Below are 17,479 nucleotides of genomic sequence, written 5' to 3'. Positions count from 1 at the left end.
GGCTGCCCGTGGACCGGCAGCGGTTGGACGGCTTGTCGGCCGCAGGGGAGTGCGGCCATGATGGCCGCCGTGAGGAAAGGTCCGCATTATCCCGTCCCGCTTCCCCCGGTGCCAGCGCCGGGCCGGACAGGCGTCCTCGCGGCACTGGGCCTGGCCCTGCTGCTGGCCGCTTGCGGCCGGGAAGCGACCCGCCCCGAGACCCCGCAGGCGCGCCACTGGCCGCAGGTGGCACCGGACGACCCGGCCTCGGCCAACGCGGTCACCCTGCGCGCGCTGAGCCTGGTGGGCACGCCGTACCGCTACGGCGGCAATACGCCCGAATCGGGGTTCGATTGCAGTGGACTGGTCAACTACGTCTACAGCGACATGCTGGCCCTGCGCCTGCCCCGCAGTTCGCGCGAACTGGCCGGCGTGCAGGGCCCGCGGCTGGCGCCCGAGCGGCTGGCCAGCGGCGACCTGGTGTTCTTCGGCAGCAGCGGCAATGTCACCCACGTGGGCATCTACGTGGGCGAAGGCCGCTTCGTCCATGCGCCGAGTACCGGCGGGACGGTGCGCCTGGACCGCCTGGACGGCCCTTACTGGCGCGACCACTACAGCGGCGCCAAACGCGTTCTGCGCTGAAATGGGACACGGCGCACACGCGCCTTTACATAAATTTAACTTTTTGTGAACATCAAGGGACAGTGAAGGCGGCATGATCCGTCCACTGCCGTAGATGTGATGCCCGCGTGACGACCGACGACCTGCGTACAGGCCAGCCTGCCGCCACTACCACTGCCCGTTCCCGGGCGGTGCTCCGCCCCCTCCTCGCCCTCCTGCTCGCCGCGCCGGCCCTGCCTGCGCTGGCCGCGCCGGAACCGGCGCCGATCGTGCCCGAGGCCATCGCCCCGGCGGCCGAGGTGATCGTCCCGGTCGAACTGGAACTGGCGGCGCCGGTCGCCGCTTCCGCGGCGGCCAAGCCGGCGGCATCCCAGCTGGCCAAGCAACCCGTCGTCGCCGGCGCCAAGGCGCCCGCCGCTGCGGCCTCCGGCCTGCGGCAGAAGGCCGATGCCGCCGCCAATGCGACCCTCGCCGCGCTGCTGCCGCACCTGGCCGGCAACGACAGCCTCCCGCTGCTGGACCGCTCGGCGATGTTCGCCGGCGACGTCAGCCGCCTGCTCGCCGCCTACGACCTCACCCAGGGCGTCCCTGCGCAGAGCAGCCAGGCCCCCGAGGGCCGGGTGCAGCAGGTGCTCAAGGCCGCGATGTCGCTGGTCGGCACCCCGTACCGCTGGGGCGGCACCTCCACCGAGGGCTTCGACTGCAGCGGCCTGGTCGGCTACGTGTTCCGCAGCGCGCTGGGCGTGGAACTGCCGCGCGTGTCGCGCGAGATGGCCGCATCCGCGTCCGGCCAGCTGATCCGCGACCGCAGCGCGCTCACCCCCGGCGACCTGGTGTTCTTCGGCCTGCGCGGCCGGGTCAACCATGTCGGCATCTACGTCGGCAACGGCCAGTTCCTGCACGCGCCCAGCCGCGGCAAGGATGTGCGCGTGGACAGCATGGAAACCGGCTACTGGAGCAACCGCTTCATGCAGGCGCGCCGGGTCGAGATCTGACCGCGGCGCGATTGCCGGACCCTTCTTCGAGGCCGCCGCATGGCGGCCTCGTGCTTTCGGCACGGGCCCCGGGACGCGTCCTCAGTCGCCGGCAGGCGACTGGTAGGCGGCGGCGGTCTGCTCGATGCCCTTGCTCAGGTCCATCACTTTCAGGGCGTACTCGGCCATGCGCCGGTCCTCGTCGGACTGCGGCAGCCAGGGCGGCACCGCGACCGGCCGGCCCTCGACCGCGTCGAGCGCCACGAACACGATCACGCAGTGCGTGCACAGCCGCCAGTCACCCCCCATCGGGTCGCGCGCGCGCACCTCGATGGCGAAATGCATGCTGCTGTTGCCGGTGTGGATCAGCTTGGCCGATACCGCCACCAGGTCGCTGATCCGCACCGGCGCGACGAAGCGGATGCCGCCGACGGCCACGGTGACGCTGTAGCGACCGCTCCACCCCACCGCGGCGGCATAGCCGGCCTGGTCGATCCACTTCATCACGATGCCGCCGTGGACCTTGCCGCCGTAGTTGACGTCGGTCGGTTCGGCAAGGAAGCGCAGGGTCAGGTCGCGCTGTTGTCCCGGCATGGCGGGCCTCACGGGGTAAAGGGCGTCGCCGTCAGGGTACGCCGCCACGCGCAGCGCGGCACGCGGACCATGCGGCGCAGCAGCGTGACCGCCGGCGCCGCCATCGGTGATGGTATCGGCCACCCGCGGGGAAGGGAGCCGTAGATGCAGGCGACGCTGCTGACCAACCTGATGCTGCCCCTGGCCCTGGGCGTGATCATGCTCGGCCTTGGGCTCGGCCTGACCGTCGAGGACTTCCGCCGGGTGGCGCGCTACCCGCGCGCGGTGCTGGTCGGGCTGGCGCTGCAGACCCTTCTGCTCCCCTGGGCGGCGTTCGGGCTGGCGCTGACGTTCCGCCTGCCGCCGGAACTGGCCGTGGGCCTGATGTTGCTGGCCGCCTCGCCGGGCGGCGCCACCGCCAACATCTACAGCCACCTGGCGCGCGGCGACGTCGCCCTCAACATCACCCTGACCGCGATCAACAGCGTGCTGTGCCTGCTCACCCTGCCGCTGATCCTCAACCTGGCCCTGGAACATTTCCTGGGCGCGGGCCAGTACGTGCCGCCGCCCACGCGCAAGATCGTCGAGGTCGCGGTGATCATCCTGCTGCCGGTGCTGCTGGGCATGACCGTGCGCGGATCGTTCCCGGCGCTGGCCGCGCGCGCCGAAAAACCGCTGCGGGTGCTGGCGGTACTGGTGCTGGCACTGCTGGTGGCGGTGGCCGTGGTCCAGTCCTGGCAGGTGCTGGTCACCTACTTCGCCGCCGTCGGCGCGGCCTGCCTGCTGTTCAACCTCGCCAGCATGGCCGCCGGCTACCGGGCGCCGCTGGCGCTGCGCCTGCCGCGCGGGCAGGCGATCGCCATCGCGATGGAGATCGGCATCCACAACGGCACCCTGGCCATCTTCATCGCGCTCAACGTGCTGGAGAGCTCCACGATCGCGGCGCCGGCCGCGGTCTACAGCCTGCTGATGTTCCTCACCGCGGCGCTGTTCGCCGGATGGCTGGTACGGGCAGGCCGGCGCGAAGGCGCCGGCGGGCTGGCGTAAACGGCCAGTGACCGGCGATGCTGCACGCCCCGCCGGATGGATCTTGCAATGCGCCGTGGCTTCCTGGGTTGCCTGCTCCTGCTGTCCTCCACCGCCATCGCCACCGAGGCCACGCCGGAACGGACCATCTATCGCCACGCGGTACTGATCGACGGCACCGGCGCGCCCGCCAGGCCCGGCACCAGCATCGTCGTCGAGGGCGAACGCATCGTGGCGGTGCTGCCCGACGCGCAGGCCGATATGCGCGGTGCGCGGGTGGTTGACCTGCAGGGGCGGCATGTCATCCCCGGCCTGATCGATACCCACGTCCACCTGGCCACGCCGCCGGATGCGGACGCGGCCAGGAAGACGCTGCGACGCCAGCTGTATTCCGGCGTGACCGCCGTGCGCAGCATGGCCGACGACGTGCGTTCGGTCGGCGAACTTTCCCGCCAGGCCCTGGTCGGGGAGATTCCCTCGCCGGACATCCATTACGCAGCGCTGATGGCCGGGCCTGGGTTCTTCAAGGATCCGCGCACGATCGCGGTGACCCGCGGCAGGACGCCCGGACAAACGCCGTGGATGCAGGCTATCGACGAACGCACCGACCTGGTCCTGGCGGTGGCGATGGCGCGCGGCACTTCGGCCGATGGCATCAAGCTGTATGCCGACATGCCCGGGCCGCTGCTGGCCAGGATCACCGCCGAAGCGCACCGCCAGGGCATCCCGGTGTGGGCGCATGCGGCGGTGTTTCCCGCGATGCCGGCCGACGACGTGGCCGCCGGCATGGACGTGATCTCGCACAGCTGCCCGCTCGCCTACCAGGCCTCGGCACGCAAGCCGGCGAGCTACCACGAGCGCACGCCCGTGGACGAAGCGCCATTCAACGACGGGGCGATGCCGGCCCCGATCACCGACCTGTTCGCGTCGATGGCCGCGCGCGGGATCATCCTCGACGCGACCAACCTGGTGTACGTGCGCCACGTCGAGGAATACGCGCGGGACAGGAAGGCGCGCCGCCGCGCTGCTCGGCCGGACTGACCCTGCGCCTGACCGCGCAGGCGTTCAAACAGGGCGTGGCCATCTCCAGCGGCACCGACGGCGACAACCCGGACGATGCGCCGTTCCCGTCGCTGTATGACGAGCTGGACCTGCTCGCCGGCCCGGTCGGGATGCCGCCGATGGAGGTGATCCGCGCGGCGACCGCCACGGCCGCCCGCGCGCTGGGCCAGGAGAAGGCCATGGGCACGGTCGAGCCGGGCAAGCTCGCCAACCTGGTGGTGCTCGCGCAGGATCCGCTGGCCGATATCGACCACCTGCGCAGCGTGACCGAGACGGTGAAGCGCGGCGTGCGCTATCCGCGCGACGACTTCAGCGCCGGCGCGGCGAAAGCGTCCGCCGCGCCGGCCGACTGACGCTGCGGGCGGCCGGAAGCCCGCCGCCGGCTCAGTCGCCGACGCCCCCGTGCTCCAGGCCGACGTTGCTGGACGCGCGGTCGTAGACCTGCCGGTCCAGCAGCCCGGTCTCCTTGGCCACCAGCACCGGCACCAGCATCTGTCCGGTCACGTTGGTCATCGTCCGCATCATGTCCAGGATGCGGTCGATCGCCACCAGCAGGCCGATGCCTTCCAGCGGCAGGCCGGCCGCGCTGAGCACCAGGGTCACCATCACGATCGCCGTGCCCGGCACGCCGGCGGTGCCGAAGCTGCCCAGCACCGAGGCCAGCAGGATCACGAAGTACTGGTTCACCGACAGGTCAAGGCCGAAGTACTGGGCCACGAACACGCTGGTCAGCGCCGGGTAGATCGCCCCGCAGCCGTCCATCTTGATGCTCGCGCCCAGCGGCACGGCGAACGCCGCGTAGTCGCGGTCCACGCCCAGGTTGTGGGTGACGCTGCGCAGGGCCACCGGCATCGAGGCGAAGCTCGACGAGCTGACGAACGCGACCTGCATGCCCGAGGCCGCGCCGCGGAAGAACTTCAGCGGGTTGAGCCCGTGCGCCAGCAGCAGGCTGCCGTAGACGAACACGATGTGCAGGGCGCAGGCCAGGTACAGGGCGAAGACGAAGTTGCCGAGCGGCAGCAGCTTCTCGAAGCCGTAGCTGCCGACCAGGCCGGCGATCAGGCCGAAGGTGCCCAGGGGCGTGGTCTCCAGCACGAAGCGGGTGACCTGGATCATCGTCTCGCTGGCCTCGCCGGCCAGCGCGCGCAGGCGCGCGGTGCGCTCGCCGAGCTTGACCAGGGCGAAGCCGACCAGGCCGGCGAAAAAGATCACCTGCAGGATCTTGCCGTCCGCCAGCGCCTTGAACGGATTGGAGGGCACCACGTCCAGCAGCACCTGCACCGGCGTGGGCACCTCGCGCACGGTGTAGTCCGGCGCCATCTGCAGGCCGCTCAGGCCATGCCCGGGCTTGAGCACCAGGCCCACGACCAGGCCCACGCACACCGCCAGCGCCGCGGTCGCGGCGAACCACAGGAAGGTGCGGCCGCCCAGCGCGGCCACCGACTTCTGCCCGTGCAGCGAGGCGACGGCGTTGATGACCGCGAACAGCACCAGCGGCACAGCGATCATCCGGATCAGGGTGACGTAGATGGTGCCCAGCGGCCCGAACCAGGTCTGCGCGGCCGGCCCCATCAACCAGCCCGCCAGCGCGCCCAGCACGAAGCCGGCCGCCACGCGCTGCCAGAACGGGATCGCCAACCATGCCGAGACCAGCTTCATTCCATCACCGCGCGCCGGGAAAGGCGCACCTTAGCCCAGCCGGCCGGCGCTGGCGACGCCGGCGGTGGAACGCCATCGTGTCACCGGCATGACACCGTGCGCCGGGCATAATGCCGTTCCTCCGCGCGACGCCCGTGGCGTGGTTGCGCCGTTCACGGCGCGCCATGCCGGCAACGCGCGCCTTCCGAGCCACCCCACGCCATCGCCATGCCCCTGCCCGCCGTACGCCTTCCCGTCACCGTCGTGTGCACCGCCCTCGCCCTGGCCAGCGGATGCTCGACTTCTCCCGCAAGCACCACGCTCCGTTCGACGGCCGTCACCGTCGAAGTCCCGCCGGTGGACCGTCCGGGCGGGGAGTCCGCGCAGTGGTGGTACCGCAGCGGCGCGGCGCGCGCGGCAGGCAACGGCGCCATGGCCGGCCGGGCGAAGAACGTCATCGTGTTCCTGGGTGACGGCATGAGCCTGACCACGGTGGCGGCGGCGCGCATCCTGGAGGGCCAGCGCAAAGGACAGCCGGGCGAGGAGAACCTGCTCGGCTGGGAGGTCTTTCCGCACACCGCCCTGAGCAAGACCTACAACACCGATTCGCAGACGCCCGACTCGGCCGGCACCATGACCGCGGTGACCACCGGCGTGAAGACCCACATGGGCGCCATCGGCGTTTCCGCCGGCGATCGCGACGACTGCGCCGGCAGCCTCGGCAAGCACCGGCTGACCTGGCTGCAGCTGGCCGACAGCGCCGGCATGGCGACCGGCATCGTCAGCACCGCCCGGCTGACCCACGCCACCCCGGCGGCGACCTGGGCGCATTCGCCCAACCGCGACTGGGAGAACGACACCGACCTGCCGCCCGAGGCGGTCGCCCAGGGCTGCACCGACATCGCCCGGCAGATGGTGGCCACGCCCTATGGCCGCGGCCCGCAGGTCCTGCTCGGCGGCGGCCGTGGCGAGTTCATGCCGGTCGTCCAGCGCGACCCGGAGTACGACGACAAGGTCGGCCAGCGCCTGGACGGGCGCGACCTGGTCGCCGAATGGCAGCGCGCCCACCCGCAGGGCGCGTACGTCTGGAACCGCGCGCAGCTGCAGGCCGCCGGCGAGGCGCCGGCGCTGCTGGGCCTGTTCGAGCCGGACCACATGCAGTTCGACCACGACCGCGACCGCGATGCGGAGCCCTCGCTGGCCGAGCTCACCGCCATCGCGATCGAGCGCCTGTCGCGCGACCCGGACGGTTACGTGCTGATGGTCGAAGGCGCGCGCATCGACCACGCCAACCATTACGGCAACGCGTTCCGCGCGCTGGACGAGACCATCGCCCTGTCGGACGCGGTGCGCACCGCCGCGGAAATGACCTCCGCCGGGGACACCCTGATCCTGGTCACCGCCGACCACTCGCACACGCTGAACTTCGTCGGCTACCCGGAGCGTGGCAACCCGATCCTGGGCAAGGTCCGCGGCCGCGGCGGCGAGGACGACCTGGCCGGCGGCTACGCGCGCGATGCCACCGGCCTGACCTTCACCACGCTCACCTACGCCAACGGCCCGGGCAATACCGGCGAAAGCAACCGCCAGCCGGCCGGCCCGAAGCGCTTCCTGCACTCGCCGAGCACGTTCGCCCCGGTCGAGGGCCGGCCGGACCTGTCGAAGGTCGACACCACCGACCCGGACTACCTGCAGGAAGCCCTGGTGCCGCTGAAATCCGAGTCGCATGGCGGCGAGGACGTGGGCGTCTGGGCGCGCGGCCCCGGCAGCGATGCGATCCGGGGCACCGTCGAGCAGAACGTGCTGTACCACTTCATCGTCCAGGCGACCCCGCGATTGCGCGATCGCCTGTGCCAGGCCGGCACCTGCGACGCCAGCGGCGTACCGGTGGACCTGCCGCAGCCGCGCGATTTCATGCAGGAGCGTTGAAGCACCAAGTCGCGCCCGTGCATCCGGGCCCGCGATGTCAGAACGGCTTGGCCAGCACCAGCCAGATCACCAGCAGCAACGCCAGCACCGGCAGTTCGTTGACCAGCCGCAGCGTGCGCGGGGACGGCAGCGCGCGTCCCTGTTCGACGCCCTTGAGCCAGCGTCCGCAGACGATGAACTGCGCCAGCATCAACGCGACCAGCAGCAGCTTGGCGTGCAGCCAGCCGGCGGGCGATCCGACCATCGTCGGGAAGCCGTCGACCGCGCGGTGGCCCAGCCACAGCACCAGGCCCAGCAGCACGGCGATGCCGAAAATGTTGTGGCCGAACCGATACAGCCGCCGGCCCATCGACACCAGGCGCGCGCGCACGTCGGGCTGTTCCGGCGCTTCGGCGAGGTTGACCAGGATCCGCGGCAGGTAGAACACGCTGGCCATCCAGGCCATCACGAACAGCAGGTGGAAGGACTTCACCCAGAGATACGTCGAATACATGCGCGGCGGCCTGCGGCTAGGATGTGCGGATTCTCGGCGATGGCCCGCGTGCTGTCGAACCGCCCCCCACCCGCCTCCGCGAGCCCGCATGGCCAAGACCTACGACCGCCGCTATTTCGACCACTGGTACCGGCGCGAAGGCGTGCAGGAGCCGCAGCGCCTGGCACGCAAGGTCGCCCTGGCCGTGTCGGTGGCCGAGCACTACCTGGAGCGGCCGATCCGCAGCGTGCTGGACATCGGCTGCGGCGAGGGGGCCTGGCGCGCGCCGCTGCTCAAGCTGCGGCCGAAGGTGCGCTACCTGGGATTCGACAGCAGCGAGTACGCGATCGTCCGCCATGGCGCCCGGCGCAACCTGCACCTGGCGCGCTTCGGCGATTTCGCCTGGCTGCGCCCGTGCGCCCCGGCCGACCTGCTGGTCTGCGCCGACGTGCTGCACTACCTGCCCACCCGTGAGTTGAACCAGGGCCTGCAAGGGCTGGCGGAACTGTGCGGCGGCGTCGCGTTCCTCGAGGCCTTCACCGCCGAGGACGAATTCGAGGGCGACACCGAGGGCTTCCAGCCGCGCACGGCCCGCTGGTACCGGCGCCGCTTGCAGGCGCAGGGGTTCACCCCGGTCGGATCGCATTGCTGGCTGGGCCCCGCGCTGGCCCAGGCGCCCTCGGCGCTGGAGCGCGGCTGACGTCGCGCCCCGACTAGCCGCAGGCGTCCTGGACGGCCTGGTCGAGCCGGGTCCGCAGTTCCGCCGGCGGCGACGCACCGGCGGCGCCCAGCGTGGCGGTGCGCTGCGCGCGGGCCCCGTCGCAGGTGGCGTTGGCGGCACCGCTCCCATGCCTGGCCTGCGCACGACGCTCGCCGGGAACGAGCGGAGCCGACTGCGCGTGCGCGGACAACGGCGCCGTGGTGGTGGGCATGTAACCCGACGCGGGGGCGACGTGCGCACGCGTGGTGGACGCCTCGCCTTCGGCGCAGGGCGTGGACTGGTAGCTGTTGCCACCCTCGGCGTTGGTGCACTTGTAGACTGGTTGCGCGCTGGCGGACCAGGCGGCGAACAGCAGCAACCACAGGCAGCCTTGTTTCACGGTCTATTCCGGGGTGGACTGGGCCGCGAAGCTAGCATGGGCGCCTCGCGCGTGGCGCCGGCATCACGCCATGCCGATGCGGGTCCGCGACGGCCGTCCCACTTCCCTGCCAGGGCCGTCGCGCCGGGCCGCGGGTATGCGCAGTGGGTCGACGCCGCACCTCACTGCGCGCGGCGCGCCGCCCAGCGCTGCACGACCGCCGCGATCGCCGCCACGCCGTCGGTGAGCGCGGCCGGCCCCGGCTGCAGGATCAGCGGCGACTTGATCTCGTGCAGCTCGCCCTCGCGCACCGCCGGGATCGCGTCCCAGCCCTGGCGCGCGGCCACCTGCCCGGGACGGAACTTCTTGCCGCACCACGAGCCGAGGATGATGTCGGGCATGCGCGCCACCACCGGGGCGCCATCGGCCAGGATCCGCGCCCGCGCCAGCGGCTGCGCCGACAGCTCCGGGAACACGTCGTCGCCGCCGGCGATCCGCACCAGCTCGGCCACCCACTGGATGCCGGTGATGATCGGCTCGTCCCATTCCTCGAAGTACACCTTCGGCCGCACCGGCAACGCGGCCGCGCGCGCCTCGATCGCATCCAGCCCGCGTCGCAGCGAACCGGCATAGGCATCGGCGCGGTCGCCGGCGCCGACCAGCGCGCCCAGCCGGCGCACGTAGTCGAGGATGCCGTCCACGCTGCGGTGGTTGGCGATCCATACCTCGACGCCGCGGCGCACGAGTTCGGCGGCGATGTCGGCCTGGATGTCGGAGAAGCCGATCGCCAGGTCCGGGCGCAGGGCCATGATCGCTTCGATCTTCGCGCTGGTGAACGCGCTGACCTTCGGTTTCTCGCGCCGCGCCTGCGGCGGACGCACGGTGAAACCGCTGATGCCGACGATGCGGTCCTGCTCGCCGAGCGCATACAGCGTCTCGGTCGGCTCCTCGGTCAGGCAGACGATGCGGCGCGGACCCATCACGCCAGTGCCTTGCGGAAGTAGACCACCCGTTCGGTCTCCTCGAAGCCGCAGCCGGCATGCGCGGCCAGGCTGGCGGAATTATCCAGCGCCGCATCGGAGGCGAGTTCGGTGCAGCCCTGGGCCCGCGCCCAGCCTTCGACCGCGGCGACCAGGGCACGGCCGACGCCGCGAGCGCGCCACTCCGGCACCACGTACCAGCCCTCGAGGAACCCGACCGGCGAGGAGCCGGTGCCATTGACGTATTCGCGGCGCAGGCTGGCCTCGGCCATTCCCACCGGGACGCCGTCGCGCACGGCGATGAAGGCCGCTTCGCGGCCGCCTTCGAGCATAGCGCGCGCCTCGTCCGCCAGTGCGCGGACATCGGCGTCGGGCCACAGCGCGTGGCGCATGGCGGCCCAGGCCGCGAGGTCCGGCGCCTGCGCCGGCCGCACCTGCACCGGCACCGCGGCGGGCGTCGTCACGGATACAGCATCCGCTTGGTCCACCGGCCCTCGCCGCCGCGCTCGTAGCACCAGCGCTCGTGCAGCCGGAAACCGGCGCCGTACCAGAACTCGAAGGACACCGGCACCACGCGGAAGCCGCCCCAGCCCGGCGGCCGCGGCACCTCGCTCCCCTCGAACCGCGCCTCCACTTCGGCCAGGCGCGCATCGAATGCCTCGCGCGAGGCCAGGGTGGCGGACTGCGTCGACGCCCAGGCGCCGAGCTGGCTCATCCGCGGGCGGCTGGCGAAGTACGCATCGGCCTCGGCGGCATCGACCTGGACGACGTCGCCTTCGATCCGCACCTGGACACCGGCCTCGCGCAGTTGCCGCCACAGGAACAGCAGCGCCGCGTGCGGATTGGCGCGCAGGTCGCGCCCCTTGGGGCTGTCCAGGTGGGTGTAGAAGGCGAAGCCGCGCGCATCGAACGACTTCAGCAGCACCGTGCGTGCGGAGGGACGGCCATCGCTGCCCGCGGTGGCCACGGCCATCGCGTTCGGATCGGCCATGCCGGTGGCGCCGGCCTCCTCGAGCAGCCGGCCGAAGGTATCGAGCGCTTCGGCGTGCAGCGGGTCGGTCATGCGGGCTCCACAGTCGCGATGGGGACACGTATTGTGGACCGATGCCCACGGCCGCGCACGGCTTTCCCGACCCGCTGGTGCGCCAGGCGCTTGCCGCCAGCGGCGCAGGCAGGGACGGCCGCATGCGCGTGCTGGGAATCAGCGGCGTTCAGGGCAGCGGCAAGAGCACGCTGGCCGCGCAGGTGGTGGCGGGCGCGCAGGCAGCGGGCCTGTCGGCGGCGTGCGTGTCGCTGGACGACTTCTACCTCCCCGCCGCGCAACGGCGGGCGCTGGCGGCACAGGTGCATACGTTGCTGGCCACCCGCGGACCACCCGGCACGCACGACGTCGGCCTGGCCTTGGCCACCATCGACGCGTTGCGCGCGGGCGCGACCCCGGCGCTGCCGCGCTTCGACAAGCTGGGCGACGACCTCGCACCCGCACACGCCTGGCCGCGCCCGGCGCGCGCGCTGGACCTGCTGGTGTTCGAAGGCTGGTGCCTGGCCGTGCCGCCCGAGCATGCGGACGCCCTGGGGGAGCCGCTCAACGCGCTCGAGCGCGACGAGGACGCCGACGGCCGCTGGCGACGCTGGTGCAACGCCGCGCTGGCACGCGACTATCCACCCTTGTGGTCGCGCATCGACGTGCTCTGGTGCCTGCAGGCACCGGGCTTCGAGGTCGTCCACGCGTGGCGCCGGCAGCAGGAGCAGGCGCTGCAGGCGGCCGAACCCGGCCGCACCGGCATGGACGAGGCGCGCCTGGCGCGCTTCCTCCAGCACTACGAACGGATCAGCCGCCAGGCGCTGCGGACGCTGCCCGCGCTCGCCGACCACTGCATCAGGCTGGATCGCGCGCGGCGCGTGGTCGGCTGAGTGCCGGCCCGGTCACGACCGGGCGCAGCGCGCGTAGGGCGATCCCTGCAACCAGGGCTGGTAGCGCGCGGGCATCGGCGGGCCGCCCTTCCAGCCGAAATCGTGCGGCTCGACGACCAGTGCCCCGGGCTTCTCGTCGTAATTGGTGAACACGACGAACGGATTGCCGCCGGCGTCGTTCCAGTAGGGCCAGAAGGCACCGGCGATGCCTTCGTACTCCGGCCCGAAGAAACTGGCCGAATACTCGGGCCGGTTGGCCCGCTCGATCTTGCCGTTGCCGTGGTCCAGGCCGAAGCCCCCCGCATCGATCAGCACCTGCGGATAACGCGAACAGTCGCCATTGGGGCCGTAGCGGCCGTACAGCGATTCGAAATGCCTCATGTCCTCCAGCGTCACCGCCGCGGCCTGGCCGGCCATGGCCAGCGATGCCGCGCCCGACAACAGCACTGCCCGGGTCCACCTGCGCATATGCCCCTCCCTCGCTCGCGCGGCGACGGCCGCGAAGAAACGGCGATGGTCTGGCCACCGCTCTCCGGACCAACGTCTTACCGCCAGCCCGGCGGCCACCGGCGCCGACGGGCGGCGGAGCGGGCCATGACGCCATGTGCCGGTAGCCGCTGCCTCGGCCCGGCCATCCGTCGACGATGCCGGCGACCTGCGGGCACCGCGGATCTCCCCGACGGCGGCAGTTCCAGCCAGCCGGTTTTCAGACGCGTCTGATAGGCATGCCGGGAGCGCCCTGCCACCTTGCACGGCGTATGGGGGATTCCGAGCGGCAGGAAAGGATGCAGGTGCCGGGCGGTGGACAGCCTGCGCGTGCGCGAACGCCGCTTGGCCCCGGCTTCCCGTGGCCGCACGGGCCCGCCCTGTCCCTCCCCCGGAACAGGGCGTCAGCGGCCCGTCCGGACCCGCCAGTCCGGACGTCAACGAGGGCCAGCCTGCCGCCTGCCATCGGCCCGCGGCAGGTTGGCCCGAACCTTGCGTGCAATCTGCGGGCACGGCGATGGAACCGCCGTCCCGCCCTGGAGCAGGCAGGATGAACCAAGACCCGACCCCAAGCGCCGCCGGCCAGGACCGGCGTGCGGCGGTGCCCGTGCGCTGGCGCGTGCTGGTCGCCGACGACCATCCCTTCAGCCGGGCCGTGATCGCGCTGCAGCTCCGCCACCTCGGCTGCGGGGCGACCCTGGTGGAGGACGGGCTGCACGCGCTGGCCGCGCTGGAGCGCGACCGCTACGACCTGCTGATCAGCGACTGCCACATGCCGCGGCTCGATGGCCCCGCGCTGGCGCGCCGGATCCGCGCCGGCGAGTCGCCCGGAACCGCGCGCCTGCCGATCCTCGCCTGGTCGGGCAGCAGTTCGGAGCAGGCCCTGGTGCACTGGCGCGAAGCCGGCATGGACGACGCCCTGCCCAAGCCGCTGCGGCTGCACCAGCTGCAGCACGCGCTCGAGCGCCACCTGGGCGCCGCGCCGCCCCCCGTGCCCGCGCCAGCCGGCGACCTCTTGCGGCAACTGACCTCGCTGTTCGGCGGAACCGCGCATGCGCGCCAGGCCGTCGGCCAGCTGCTGGACGCCAGCGGCGACGACCTCGCCGCACTGGACCAGGCGCTGGCTGCCGGCGACCTGCCCTTGCAGCGACGCCTGCTCCACCGCATCGAAGGCGGCCTGTGCCTGCTGCAGTTGCACTCCGCGACCGACGTCGATCCTGTCGCGTCCGCGGACCACGTGCTCAGGCGGGACCTCATCAGCCTGCGCCTGGGCGCCCTGCGGGAGCTGCACGCGCAACTGGCCATGCAGGCACCGGCAGCGGACGGAACCGCCGGGAGCGGATGATGCCGGATGCGCACGGGGGGATCCGCATCGTCCTTGCAGACGACCACCCGGTCGTGCGCAGCGGCGTCCGCGCCATCCTCGAGCGCAATGGCGGGGCGCGGGTGGTCGCCGAGGCAGCCACTGCCGACGAGTTGTTCGCGGCCATCGCCGGGGTCGCCGCGGACCTGGTCCTCACCGACTTCAGCATGCCCGGCGGCGACGCCGCCGATGGCCTGAGCATGCTGGTGCGCCTGCGCCTGCGCTGGCCGATGCTGCCGGTGGTGGTGCTGACCATGGCAGGCAACGGCGGCGTGCTGCGCGCGATCCTCGACACCGGCGTCCTCGGGCTGCTCAACAAGTCCGACGCGCTCAACGAGCTGCCGCTCGCGATCCGCGCGGTCGAACGGCGGCGGCGCTACCTCGGCGTCTCGATACGGCAGTTGCTGGATGCCGGGACCGGCATCCCCGCGGCGCAGACCACGCTCTCGCCGCGCGAAACCGAAGTGCTGCGGCTGTTCGCCTCGGGCCTGACCGTTTCCGCGATCGCCCGCCGCCTGAACCGAAGCGTGAAGACGGTCAGCCGGCAGAAGCAGGATGCGATGGCCAAGCTCGGCCTGCACAGCGACCTGGACGTCTACGCCTATGCGCGCGAGAACGGTCTGGCGTTCTGACGCCGATCCCGGTGCAGGCGCGGCCTGCATCTCAATCCTGCGACTTTCAGACGATTCCGATGGTGCGCAGGCGTCATCGCGATGCAGCATCGCGGCATGGACACGATGCAGGCAATGCCCCGCCACTGGCATGCGTCGCCCGACGCGGATGCGTCAAACGAAGCGCCACCGGCGACCCGGATCGACTACTGGCACCGCCTCACCCACGCCGCGGTGATCATGGCCTGGCGCCGCGACCCGGACGTGATGAGCGACCTCGTCGCCACCCTGCTGGACATCCACCTGCGCCGCAGCAGCGGCCGGGCCGAGCTCACCCTCGACGAGTTGCACCTGATGATCGCCCTGGAACTGCAGCAGGTCTCCGGCGATCCGGACTGAGGGGAACCGCTACTGGACGATGAAGGTCACCCGCAGGTTGACCCGCCATTCGACCACGTTGCCCTCGCCGTCGGTCTCCACCTTGGTTTCGTTGATCCAGGCGCCCTGGATGCCCTGGACGGTCTCGGCCACCTTCTTCAGGCCGTTCCTCACCGCATCCTCGATGCTGGTCTTGGAGGACGAGCTGATCTCGATGACTTTGGCTATCGACATGGGTCGGTCTCCCGCTGGCAGGCGCGGCGCGCCGGGAGTCGAAGTCTGTGCAGGCGCGCGTTAACACCGCGGCACGGCGGCGTGACCCCGCCGCACCGTTGCAGCGGTGACGGTCGTCCGGGCGCGGGCCCGGTGCTAGCATCGCCAGCCATGAATCCCGCCCCCAACCTCGTGCTCGTCGGACCGATGGGCGCCGGAAAAACCTCGATCGGCCGCCGCCTGGCCGAGCGCTTCGGCCTGCAGTTCGTCGATGCCGACCACCACATCGAGCAGCGCACGGGGGCGACGATCGCCTCGATCTTCGAGCACGTGGGCGAGGCCGGCTTCCGCGAACGCGAGCGTTGCGCGCTGGCCGAGCTGCTCGCCGGCGAGGGCCAGCTGGTGGCCACCGGCGGCGGCGCGGTGCTGGACGCGCAGAACCGCCAGCGCATCCGCGAGCGCGGCTTCGTCGTGTACCTGTCGGCCGGGATCGAATCGCAGCTCAAGCGGCTGCAGCGCGACCGCACCCGCCCGCTGCTGCAGCGCGCCGACCGCGAGCAGGTGCTGCGCGAGCTGGCGCTGCAGCGCGAGCCGCTGTACCGCGAAGTGGCCGACCTGGTGATGGACACCGACGGCCTGACTGCGGCCGATGCCGCCACCCGCCTGTGCCTGCAGCTGGCCAGTCGCTGGAACAGCGATGGAGTGGCGGCATGAGCGCGGCCCGCACGGTCGCCGTGGGCGGCGCGTCGCCGTACCGGATCGAGATCGGCCCCGACCTGCTGCACGACGGCGAGCGCCTGGCCGCGCATGCGCGCGGCCGCCACGTGCTGCTGGTCAGCGACAGCAACGTCGCGCCGCTGTACGCGGCGGCGGTCGCCGGCGCGCTGCGGCAGGCGCGGCCGGCGCTGTCGGTGGCCACCCACGTCATGCCGGCCGGGGAAGCGCACAAGACCCTGGCCAGCTTCGGCCAGGTGATCGATGCCCTGGCCGCGCTCGGCGCCAGCCGCGACGCGACCGTGTACGCGCTGGGCGGCGGCGTGGTCGGCGACCTGGCAGGCTTCGCCGCGGCCTGCTGGATGCGCGGGATCGACTGCGTGCAATTGCCGACCACGCTCCTGTCGATGGTCGACTCCTCGGTCGGCGGCAAGACCGCCGTGGACATTCCGCAGGGCAAGAACCTGGTCGGCGCCTTCCATCCGCCGCGCGCGGTGATCGCCGACACCGGCGCGCTGCGCACGCTGCCGCCGCGCGAACTGCGCGCAGGACTGGCCGAGGTGGTCAAGTACGGCGCACTCGGCGACCCGCTGTTCTTCGAATGGCTCGAGCGCGAGCGTGCGCCGCTGCTGGCCGGCGACGACCGCGCCCTGGCCGAGGCGATCGCCCGCAGCTGCGGGCACAAGGCGGCGATCGTCGAGCGCGACCCGCTGGAACGCGGCGAACGCGCCCTGCTCAACCTGGGCCATACCTTCGGCCACGCGATCGAAGCCGAACAAGGCTACGCCGGCGCCGACCGCGACGCCCTCAACCACGGCGAGGCGGTCGCGGTGGGGATGGTCCTGGCAGCACGACTGTCGGCGATGCTGGGGATGGCACCGGAGTCGGACACGGAAAGGCTGCGTTCGCTTTTACGCGCGTACGGGTTGCCGGTGGACGTGCCGCCCGGGCTGGCGCCGGCGGAATTGCTGGGCCGGATGCGGCTGGACAAGAAGAACCTGGCGGGCCGGCTGCGGCTGGTCCTGTGGCGGGGAATCGGCAAGGCGGAAGTCGTCCCGGACGTGGACGAGGCGCGGGTGCTCGAAGTCCTGGCCGGGTAGCGCCGGGGTCGCGCGCTCCGCGCAACCGGCATCGGGGAAGCGCGCCGCCGGGTCGCACCACCCCCGGCTACAATGGCGCCCCATGCGCATCCTCCTGCAGCAGCCCCCCGCCCCCGGGGAGGCCCCCCGCTACCTGCAGCTGACCCTGCAGCCGGACCTGTTCGGCGGCTGGGAACTGTTGCGCGAGAGCGGCCAGATCGGCGGCCGCTCCCAGCTGCGGCGCGAGCAGTACCTGCTCCAGGCCGAAGCCACCGCCGCGTTCGAGAAGGCGCGAGACAGCCAGCTCAAGCGCGGCTACCGGACGATGTTCGTCAGCGGCGCCGAGCCGCCGAAGGCGTCCTGAGCGCACCCACCTCTCCTCTCCCGC

At 72.1% G+C, this 17,479-nt stretch carries 23 protein-coding genes; 14 read left to right on the top strand and 9 right to left on the bottom strand.

The features are described from left to right. Window positions 1–60: 60 nt before the first annotated feature. Complete coding sequence (locus CSC66_RS07345; protein ID WP_162376842.1) at window positions 61–621, top strand: C40 family peptidase; 561 nt, start codon at window positions 61–63, stop codon at window positions 619–621. A 107-nt stretch (window positions 622–728) separates the two neighbouring features. Further along, window positions 729–1,595 (top strand): C40 family peptidase, encoded by an 867-nt coding sequence (locus CSC66_RS07340; protein ID WP_162376738.1) that lies wholly within the window; start codon window positions 729–731, stop codon window positions 1,593–1,595. Between the two features lie 81 nt (window positions 1,596–1,676). Here CSC66_RS07340 and CSC66_RS07335 read toward each other — a convergent pair whose 3' ends face one another. Further along, entirely contained in the window at window positions 1,677–2,168 is a 492-nt protein-coding gene (locus tag CSC66_RS07335) for an acyl-CoA thioesterase (protein WP_162376737.1), read from the bottom strand. A gap of 144 nt (window positions 2,169–2,312) precedes the next feature. Between CSC66_RS07335 and CSC66_RS07330 the strand changes: the two genes are divergently transcribed. From CSC66_RS07330 to CSC66_RS07320, 3 genes are read left to right on the top strand one after another with little or no spacing between them, the layout of a single operon-like run. Continuing rightward, window positions 2,313–3,194, top strand: a complete 882-nt coding sequence (locus tag CSC66_RS07330; protein WP_162376736.1) for a bile acid:sodium symporter family protein — start codon at window positions 2,313–2,315, stop codon at window positions 3,192–3,194. Between the two features lie 48 nt (window positions 3,195–3,242). Continuing rightward, a complete protein-coding gene (locus tag CSC66_RS07325) occupies window positions 3,243–4,214 on the top strand; it encodes an amidohydrolase family protein (RefSeq protein ID WP_162376735.1) in 972 nt (323 codons plus the stop codon). 35 nt (window positions 4,215–4,249) lie between these two features. Further along, on the top strand, window positions 4,250–4,588 hold the full coding sequence (locus CSC66_RS07320) for an amidohydrolase family protein (protein ID WP_162376734.1): 339 nt from the start codon (window positions 4,250–4,252) through the stop codon (window positions 4,586–4,588). A 31-nt stretch (window positions 4,589–4,619) separates the two neighbouring features. Here the strand turns inward: CSC66_RS07320 and CSC66_RS07315 are convergent, their stop codons facing one another. Next, the gene (locus CSC66_RS07315) at window positions 4,620–5,894 is read right to left on the bottom strand and encodes a dicarboxylate/amino acid:cation symporter (RefSeq protein WP_162376733.1); all 1,275 of its coding nucleotides are present in this window, start codon (window positions 5,892–5,894) and stop codon (window positions 4,620–4,622) included. A gap of 207 nt (window positions 5,895–6,101) precedes the next feature. Between CSC66_RS07315 and CSC66_RS07310 the strand changes: the two genes are divergently transcribed. Continuing rightward, window positions 6,102–7,802: an alkaline phosphatase family protein gene (locus tag CSC66_RS07310; RefSeq protein ID WP_162376732.1), complete on the top strand. Its 1,701-nt coding sequence runs from the start codon at window positions 6,102–6,104 to the stop codon at window positions 7,800–7,802. Window positions 7,803–7,839: 37 nt separating this feature from the next. Here CSC66_RS07310 and CSC66_RS07305 read toward each other — a convergent pair whose 3' ends face one another. Then, window positions 7,840–8,295 (bottom strand): CopD family protein, encoded by a 456-nt coding sequence (locus CSC66_RS07305; RefSeq protein ID WP_162376731.1) that lies wholly within the window; start codon window positions 8,293–8,295, stop codon window positions 7,840–7,842. A gap of 88 nt (window positions 8,296–8,383) precedes the next feature. On the opposite strand from CSC66_RS07305, the gene CSC66_RS07300 reads away from it, so the two are divergent. Next, the gene (locus CSC66_RS07300) at window positions 8,384–8,974 is read left to right on the top strand and encodes a class I SAM-dependent DNA methyltransferase (RefSeq protein ID WP_162376730.1); all 591 of its coding nucleotides are present in this window, start codon (window positions 8,384–8,386) and stop codon (window positions 8,972–8,974) included. Between the two features lie 13 nt (window positions 8,975–8,987). On the opposite strand, the gene CSC66_RS07295 is transcribed toward CSC66_RS07300, so the two are convergent. From CSC66_RS07295 to pdxH, 4 genes are all read right to left on the bottom strand, one after another. Next, a complete protein-coding gene (locus CSC66_RS07295) occupies window positions 8,988–9,374 on the bottom strand; it encodes a hypothetical protein (RefSeq protein WP_162376729.1) in 387 nt (128 codons plus the stop codon). A gap of 161 nt (window positions 9,375–9,535) precedes the next feature. Beyond that, the gene (locus CSC66_RS07290) at window positions 9,536–10,333 is read right to left on the bottom strand and encodes a cobalamin-binding protein (protein WP_162376728.1); all 798 of its coding nucleotides are present in this window, start codon (window positions 10,331–10,333) and stop codon (window positions 9,536–9,538) included. After that, window positions 10,333–10,779: an aminoglycoside 6'-N-acetyltransferase gene (gene aac(6'), locus CSC66_RS07285; protein WP_338016022.1), complete on the bottom strand. Its 447-nt coding sequence runs from the start codon at window positions 10,777–10,779 to the stop codon at window positions 10,333–10,335. The genes CSC66_RS07290 and aac(6') overlap by 1 nt, the downstream gene beginning before the upstream one ends. Window positions 10,780–10,793: 14 nt before the next feature. After that, window positions 10,794–11,396, bottom strand: coding sequence for a pyridoxamine 5'-phosphate oxidase (gene pdxH / locus CSC66_RS07280; RefSeq protein ID WP_162376727.1), 603 nt, complete (start codon window positions 11,394–11,396; stop codon window positions 10,794–10,796). A 41-nt stretch (window positions 11,397–11,437) separates the two neighbouring features. Here pdxH and CSC66_RS07275 point away from each other — a divergent pair, with 41 nt between their 5' ends. After that, window positions 11,438–12,247 (top strand): kinase, encoded by an 810-nt coding sequence (locus CSC66_RS07275; RefSeq protein WP_162376726.1) that lies wholly within the window; start codon window positions 11,438–11,440, stop codon window positions 12,245–12,247. A 12-nt stretch (window positions 12,248–12,259) separates the two neighbouring features. Here the strand turns inward: CSC66_RS07275 and CSC66_RS07270 are convergent, their stop codons facing one another. Continuing rightward, complete coding sequence (locus CSC66_RS07270) at window positions 12,260–12,715, bottom strand: hypothetical protein (RefSeq protein ID WP_162376725.1); 456 nt, start codon at window positions 12,713–12,715, stop codon at window positions 12,260–12,262. A gap of 568 nt (window positions 12,716–13,283) precedes the next feature. On the opposite strand from CSC66_RS07270, the gene CSC66_RS07265 reads away from it, so the two are divergent. From CSC66_RS07265 to CSC66_RS07255, 3 genes are all read left to right on the top strand, one after another. Then, window positions 13,284–14,078 (top strand): response regulator, encoded by a 795-nt coding sequence (locus CSC66_RS07265; protein ID WP_162376724.1) that lies wholly within the window; start codon window positions 13,284–13,286, stop codon window positions 14,076–14,078. Further along, window positions 14,078–14,728: a response regulator gene (locus CSC66_RS07260; RefSeq protein ID WP_162376723.1), complete on the top strand. Its 651-nt coding sequence runs from the start codon at window positions 14,078–14,080 to the stop codon at window positions 14,726–14,728. The genes CSC66_RS07265 and CSC66_RS07260 overlap by 1 nt, the downstream gene beginning before the upstream one ends. A 96-nt stretch (window positions 14,729–14,824) precedes the next feature. Continuing rightward, window positions 14,825–15,106 carry a hypothetical protein gene (locus CSC66_RS07255; protein WP_162376722.1) on the top strand — a complete coding sequence of 94 codons (282 nt, stop codon included), beginning with the start codon at window positions 14,825–14,827 and terminating at the stop codon, window positions 15,104–15,106. 9 nt (window positions 15,107–15,115) lie between these two features. Here CSC66_RS07255 and CSC66_RS07250 read toward each other — a convergent pair whose 3' ends face one another. Beyond that, window positions 15,116–15,319, bottom strand: a complete 204-nt coding sequence (locus CSC66_RS07250; protein WP_162376721.1) for a dodecin family protein — start codon at window positions 15,317–15,319, stop codon at window positions 15,116–15,118. Between the two features lie 150 nt (window positions 15,320–15,469). Here CSC66_RS07250 and CSC66_RS07245 point away from each other — a divergent pair, with 150 nt between their 5' ends. The 3 genes from CSC66_RS07245 (at window position 15,470) to CSC66_RS07235 (ending at window position 17,455) form a co-directional block, all read left to right on the top strand. Then, window positions 15,470–16,012, top strand: a complete 543-nt coding sequence (locus CSC66_RS07245) for a shikimate kinase (RefSeq protein WP_162376720.1) — start codon at window positions 15,470–15,472, stop codon at window positions 16,010–16,012. Next, window positions 16,009–17,112, top strand: a complete 1,104-nt coding sequence (aroB, locus tag CSC66_RS07240) for a 3-dehydroquinate synthase (protein ID WP_162376719.1) — start codon at window positions 16,009–16,011, stop codon at window positions 17,110–17,112. Before CSC66_RS07245 ends, aroB begins: the two co-directional genes overlap by 4 nt. Before the next feature lie 82 nt (window positions 17,113–17,194). Beyond that, window positions 17,195–17,455 (top strand): WGR domain-containing protein, encoded by a 261-nt coding sequence (locus CSC66_RS07235; protein ID WP_162376718.1) that lies wholly within the window; start codon window positions 17,195–17,197, stop codon window positions 17,453–17,455. Window positions 17,456–17,479: the final 24 nt, after the last annotated feature.

This window comes from Pseudoxanthomonas kaohsiungensis (assembly GCF_010211765.1).
Lineage (GTDB): Bacteria > Pseudomonadota > Gammaproteobacteria > Xanthomonadales > Xanthomonadaceae > Pseudoxanthomonas > Pseudoxanthomonas kaohsiungensis.
The sequence above is the reverse complement of the archived record's forward strand: the minus strand, read 5'-3'. Positions and strand labels throughout refer to the sequence as shown.

What these genes read in the sequence shown, in the direction of transcription:
- CSC66_RS07345 (WP_162376842.1), top strand. Translation starts at nt 61, where the DNA reads ATGGCCGCCGTGAGGAAAGGTCCGCATTATCCCGTCCCGCTTCCCCCG.
- CSC66_RS07335 (WP_162376737.1), bottom strand. Translation starts at nt 2,168, where the DNA reads ATGCCGGGACAACAGCGCGACCTGACCCTGCGCTTCCTTGCCGAACCG.
- CSC66_RS07330 (WP_162376736.1), top strand. Translation starts at nt 2,313, where the DNA reads ATGCAGGCGACGCTGCTGACCAACCTGATGCTGCCCCTGGCCCTGGGC.
- CSC66_RS07325 (WP_162376735.1), top strand. Translation starts at nt 3,243, where the DNA reads ATGCGCCGTGGCTTCCTGGGTTGCCTGCTCCTGCTGTCCTCCACCGCC.
- CSC66_RS07315 (WP_162376733.1), bottom strand. Translation starts at nt 5,894, where the DNA reads ATGAAGCTGGTCTCGGCATGGTTGGCGATCCCGTTCTGGCAGCGCGTG.
- CSC66_RS07310 (WP_162376732.1), top strand. Translation starts at nt 6,102, where the DNA reads ATGCCCCTGCCCGCCGTACGCCTTCCCGTCACCGTCGTGTGCACCGCC.
- CSC66_RS07305 (WP_162376731.1), bottom strand. Translation starts at nt 8,295, where the DNA reads ATGTATTCGACGTATCTCTGGGTGAAGTCCTTCCACCTGCTGTTCGTG.
- CSC66_RS07300 (WP_162376730.1), top strand. Translation starts at nt 8,384, where the DNA reads ATGGCCAAGACCTACGACCGCCGCTATTTCGACCACTGGTACCGGCGC.
- CSC66_RS07290 (WP_162376728.1), bottom strand. Translation starts at nt 10,333, where the DNA reads ATGGGTCCGCGCCGCATCGTCTGCCTGACCGAGGAGCCGACCGAGACG.
- pdxH (WP_162376727.1), bottom strand. Translation starts at nt 11,396, where the DNA reads ATGACCGACCCGCTGCACGCCGAAGCGCTCGATACCTTCGGCCGGCTG.
- CSC66_RS07275 (WP_162376726.1), top strand. Translation starts at nt 11,438, where the DNA reads ATGCCCACGGCCGCGCACGGCTTTCCCGACCCGCTGGTGCGCCAGGCG.
- CSC66_RS07270 (WP_162376725.1), bottom strand. Translation starts at nt 12,715, where the DNA reads ATGCGCAGGTGGACCCGGGCAGTGCTGTTGTCGGGCGCGGCATCGCTG.
- CSC66_RS07265 (WP_162376724.1), top strand. Translation starts at nt 13,284, where the DNA reads ATGAACCAAGACCCGACCCCAAGCGCCGCCGGCCAGGACCGGCGTGCG.
- CSC66_RS07260 (WP_162376723.1), top strand. Translation starts at nt 14,078, where the DNA reads ATGCCGGATGCGCACGGGGGGATCCGCATCGTCCTTGCAGACGACCAC.
- CSC66_RS07255 (WP_162376722.1), top strand. Translation starts at nt 14,825, where the DNA reads ATGGACACGATGCAGGCAATGCCCCGCCACTGGCATGCGTCGCCCGAC.
- CSC66_RS07250 (WP_162376721.1), bottom strand. Translation starts at nt 15,319, where the DNA reads ATGTCGATAGCCAAAGTCATCGAGATCAGCTCGTCCTCCAAGACCAGC.
- CSC66_RS07245 (WP_162376720.1), top strand. Translation starts at nt 15,470, where the DNA reads ATGAATCCCGCCCCCAACCTCGTGCTCGTCGGACCGATGGGCGCCGGA.
- aroB (WP_162376719.1), top strand. Translation starts at nt 16,009, where the DNA reads ATGAGCGCGGCCCGCACGGTCGCCGTGGGCGGCGCGTCGCCGTACCGG.
- CSC66_RS07235 (WP_162376718.1), top strand. Translation starts at nt 17,195, where the DNA reads ATGCGCATCCTCCTGCAGCAGCCCCCCGCCCCCGGGGAGGCCCCCCGC.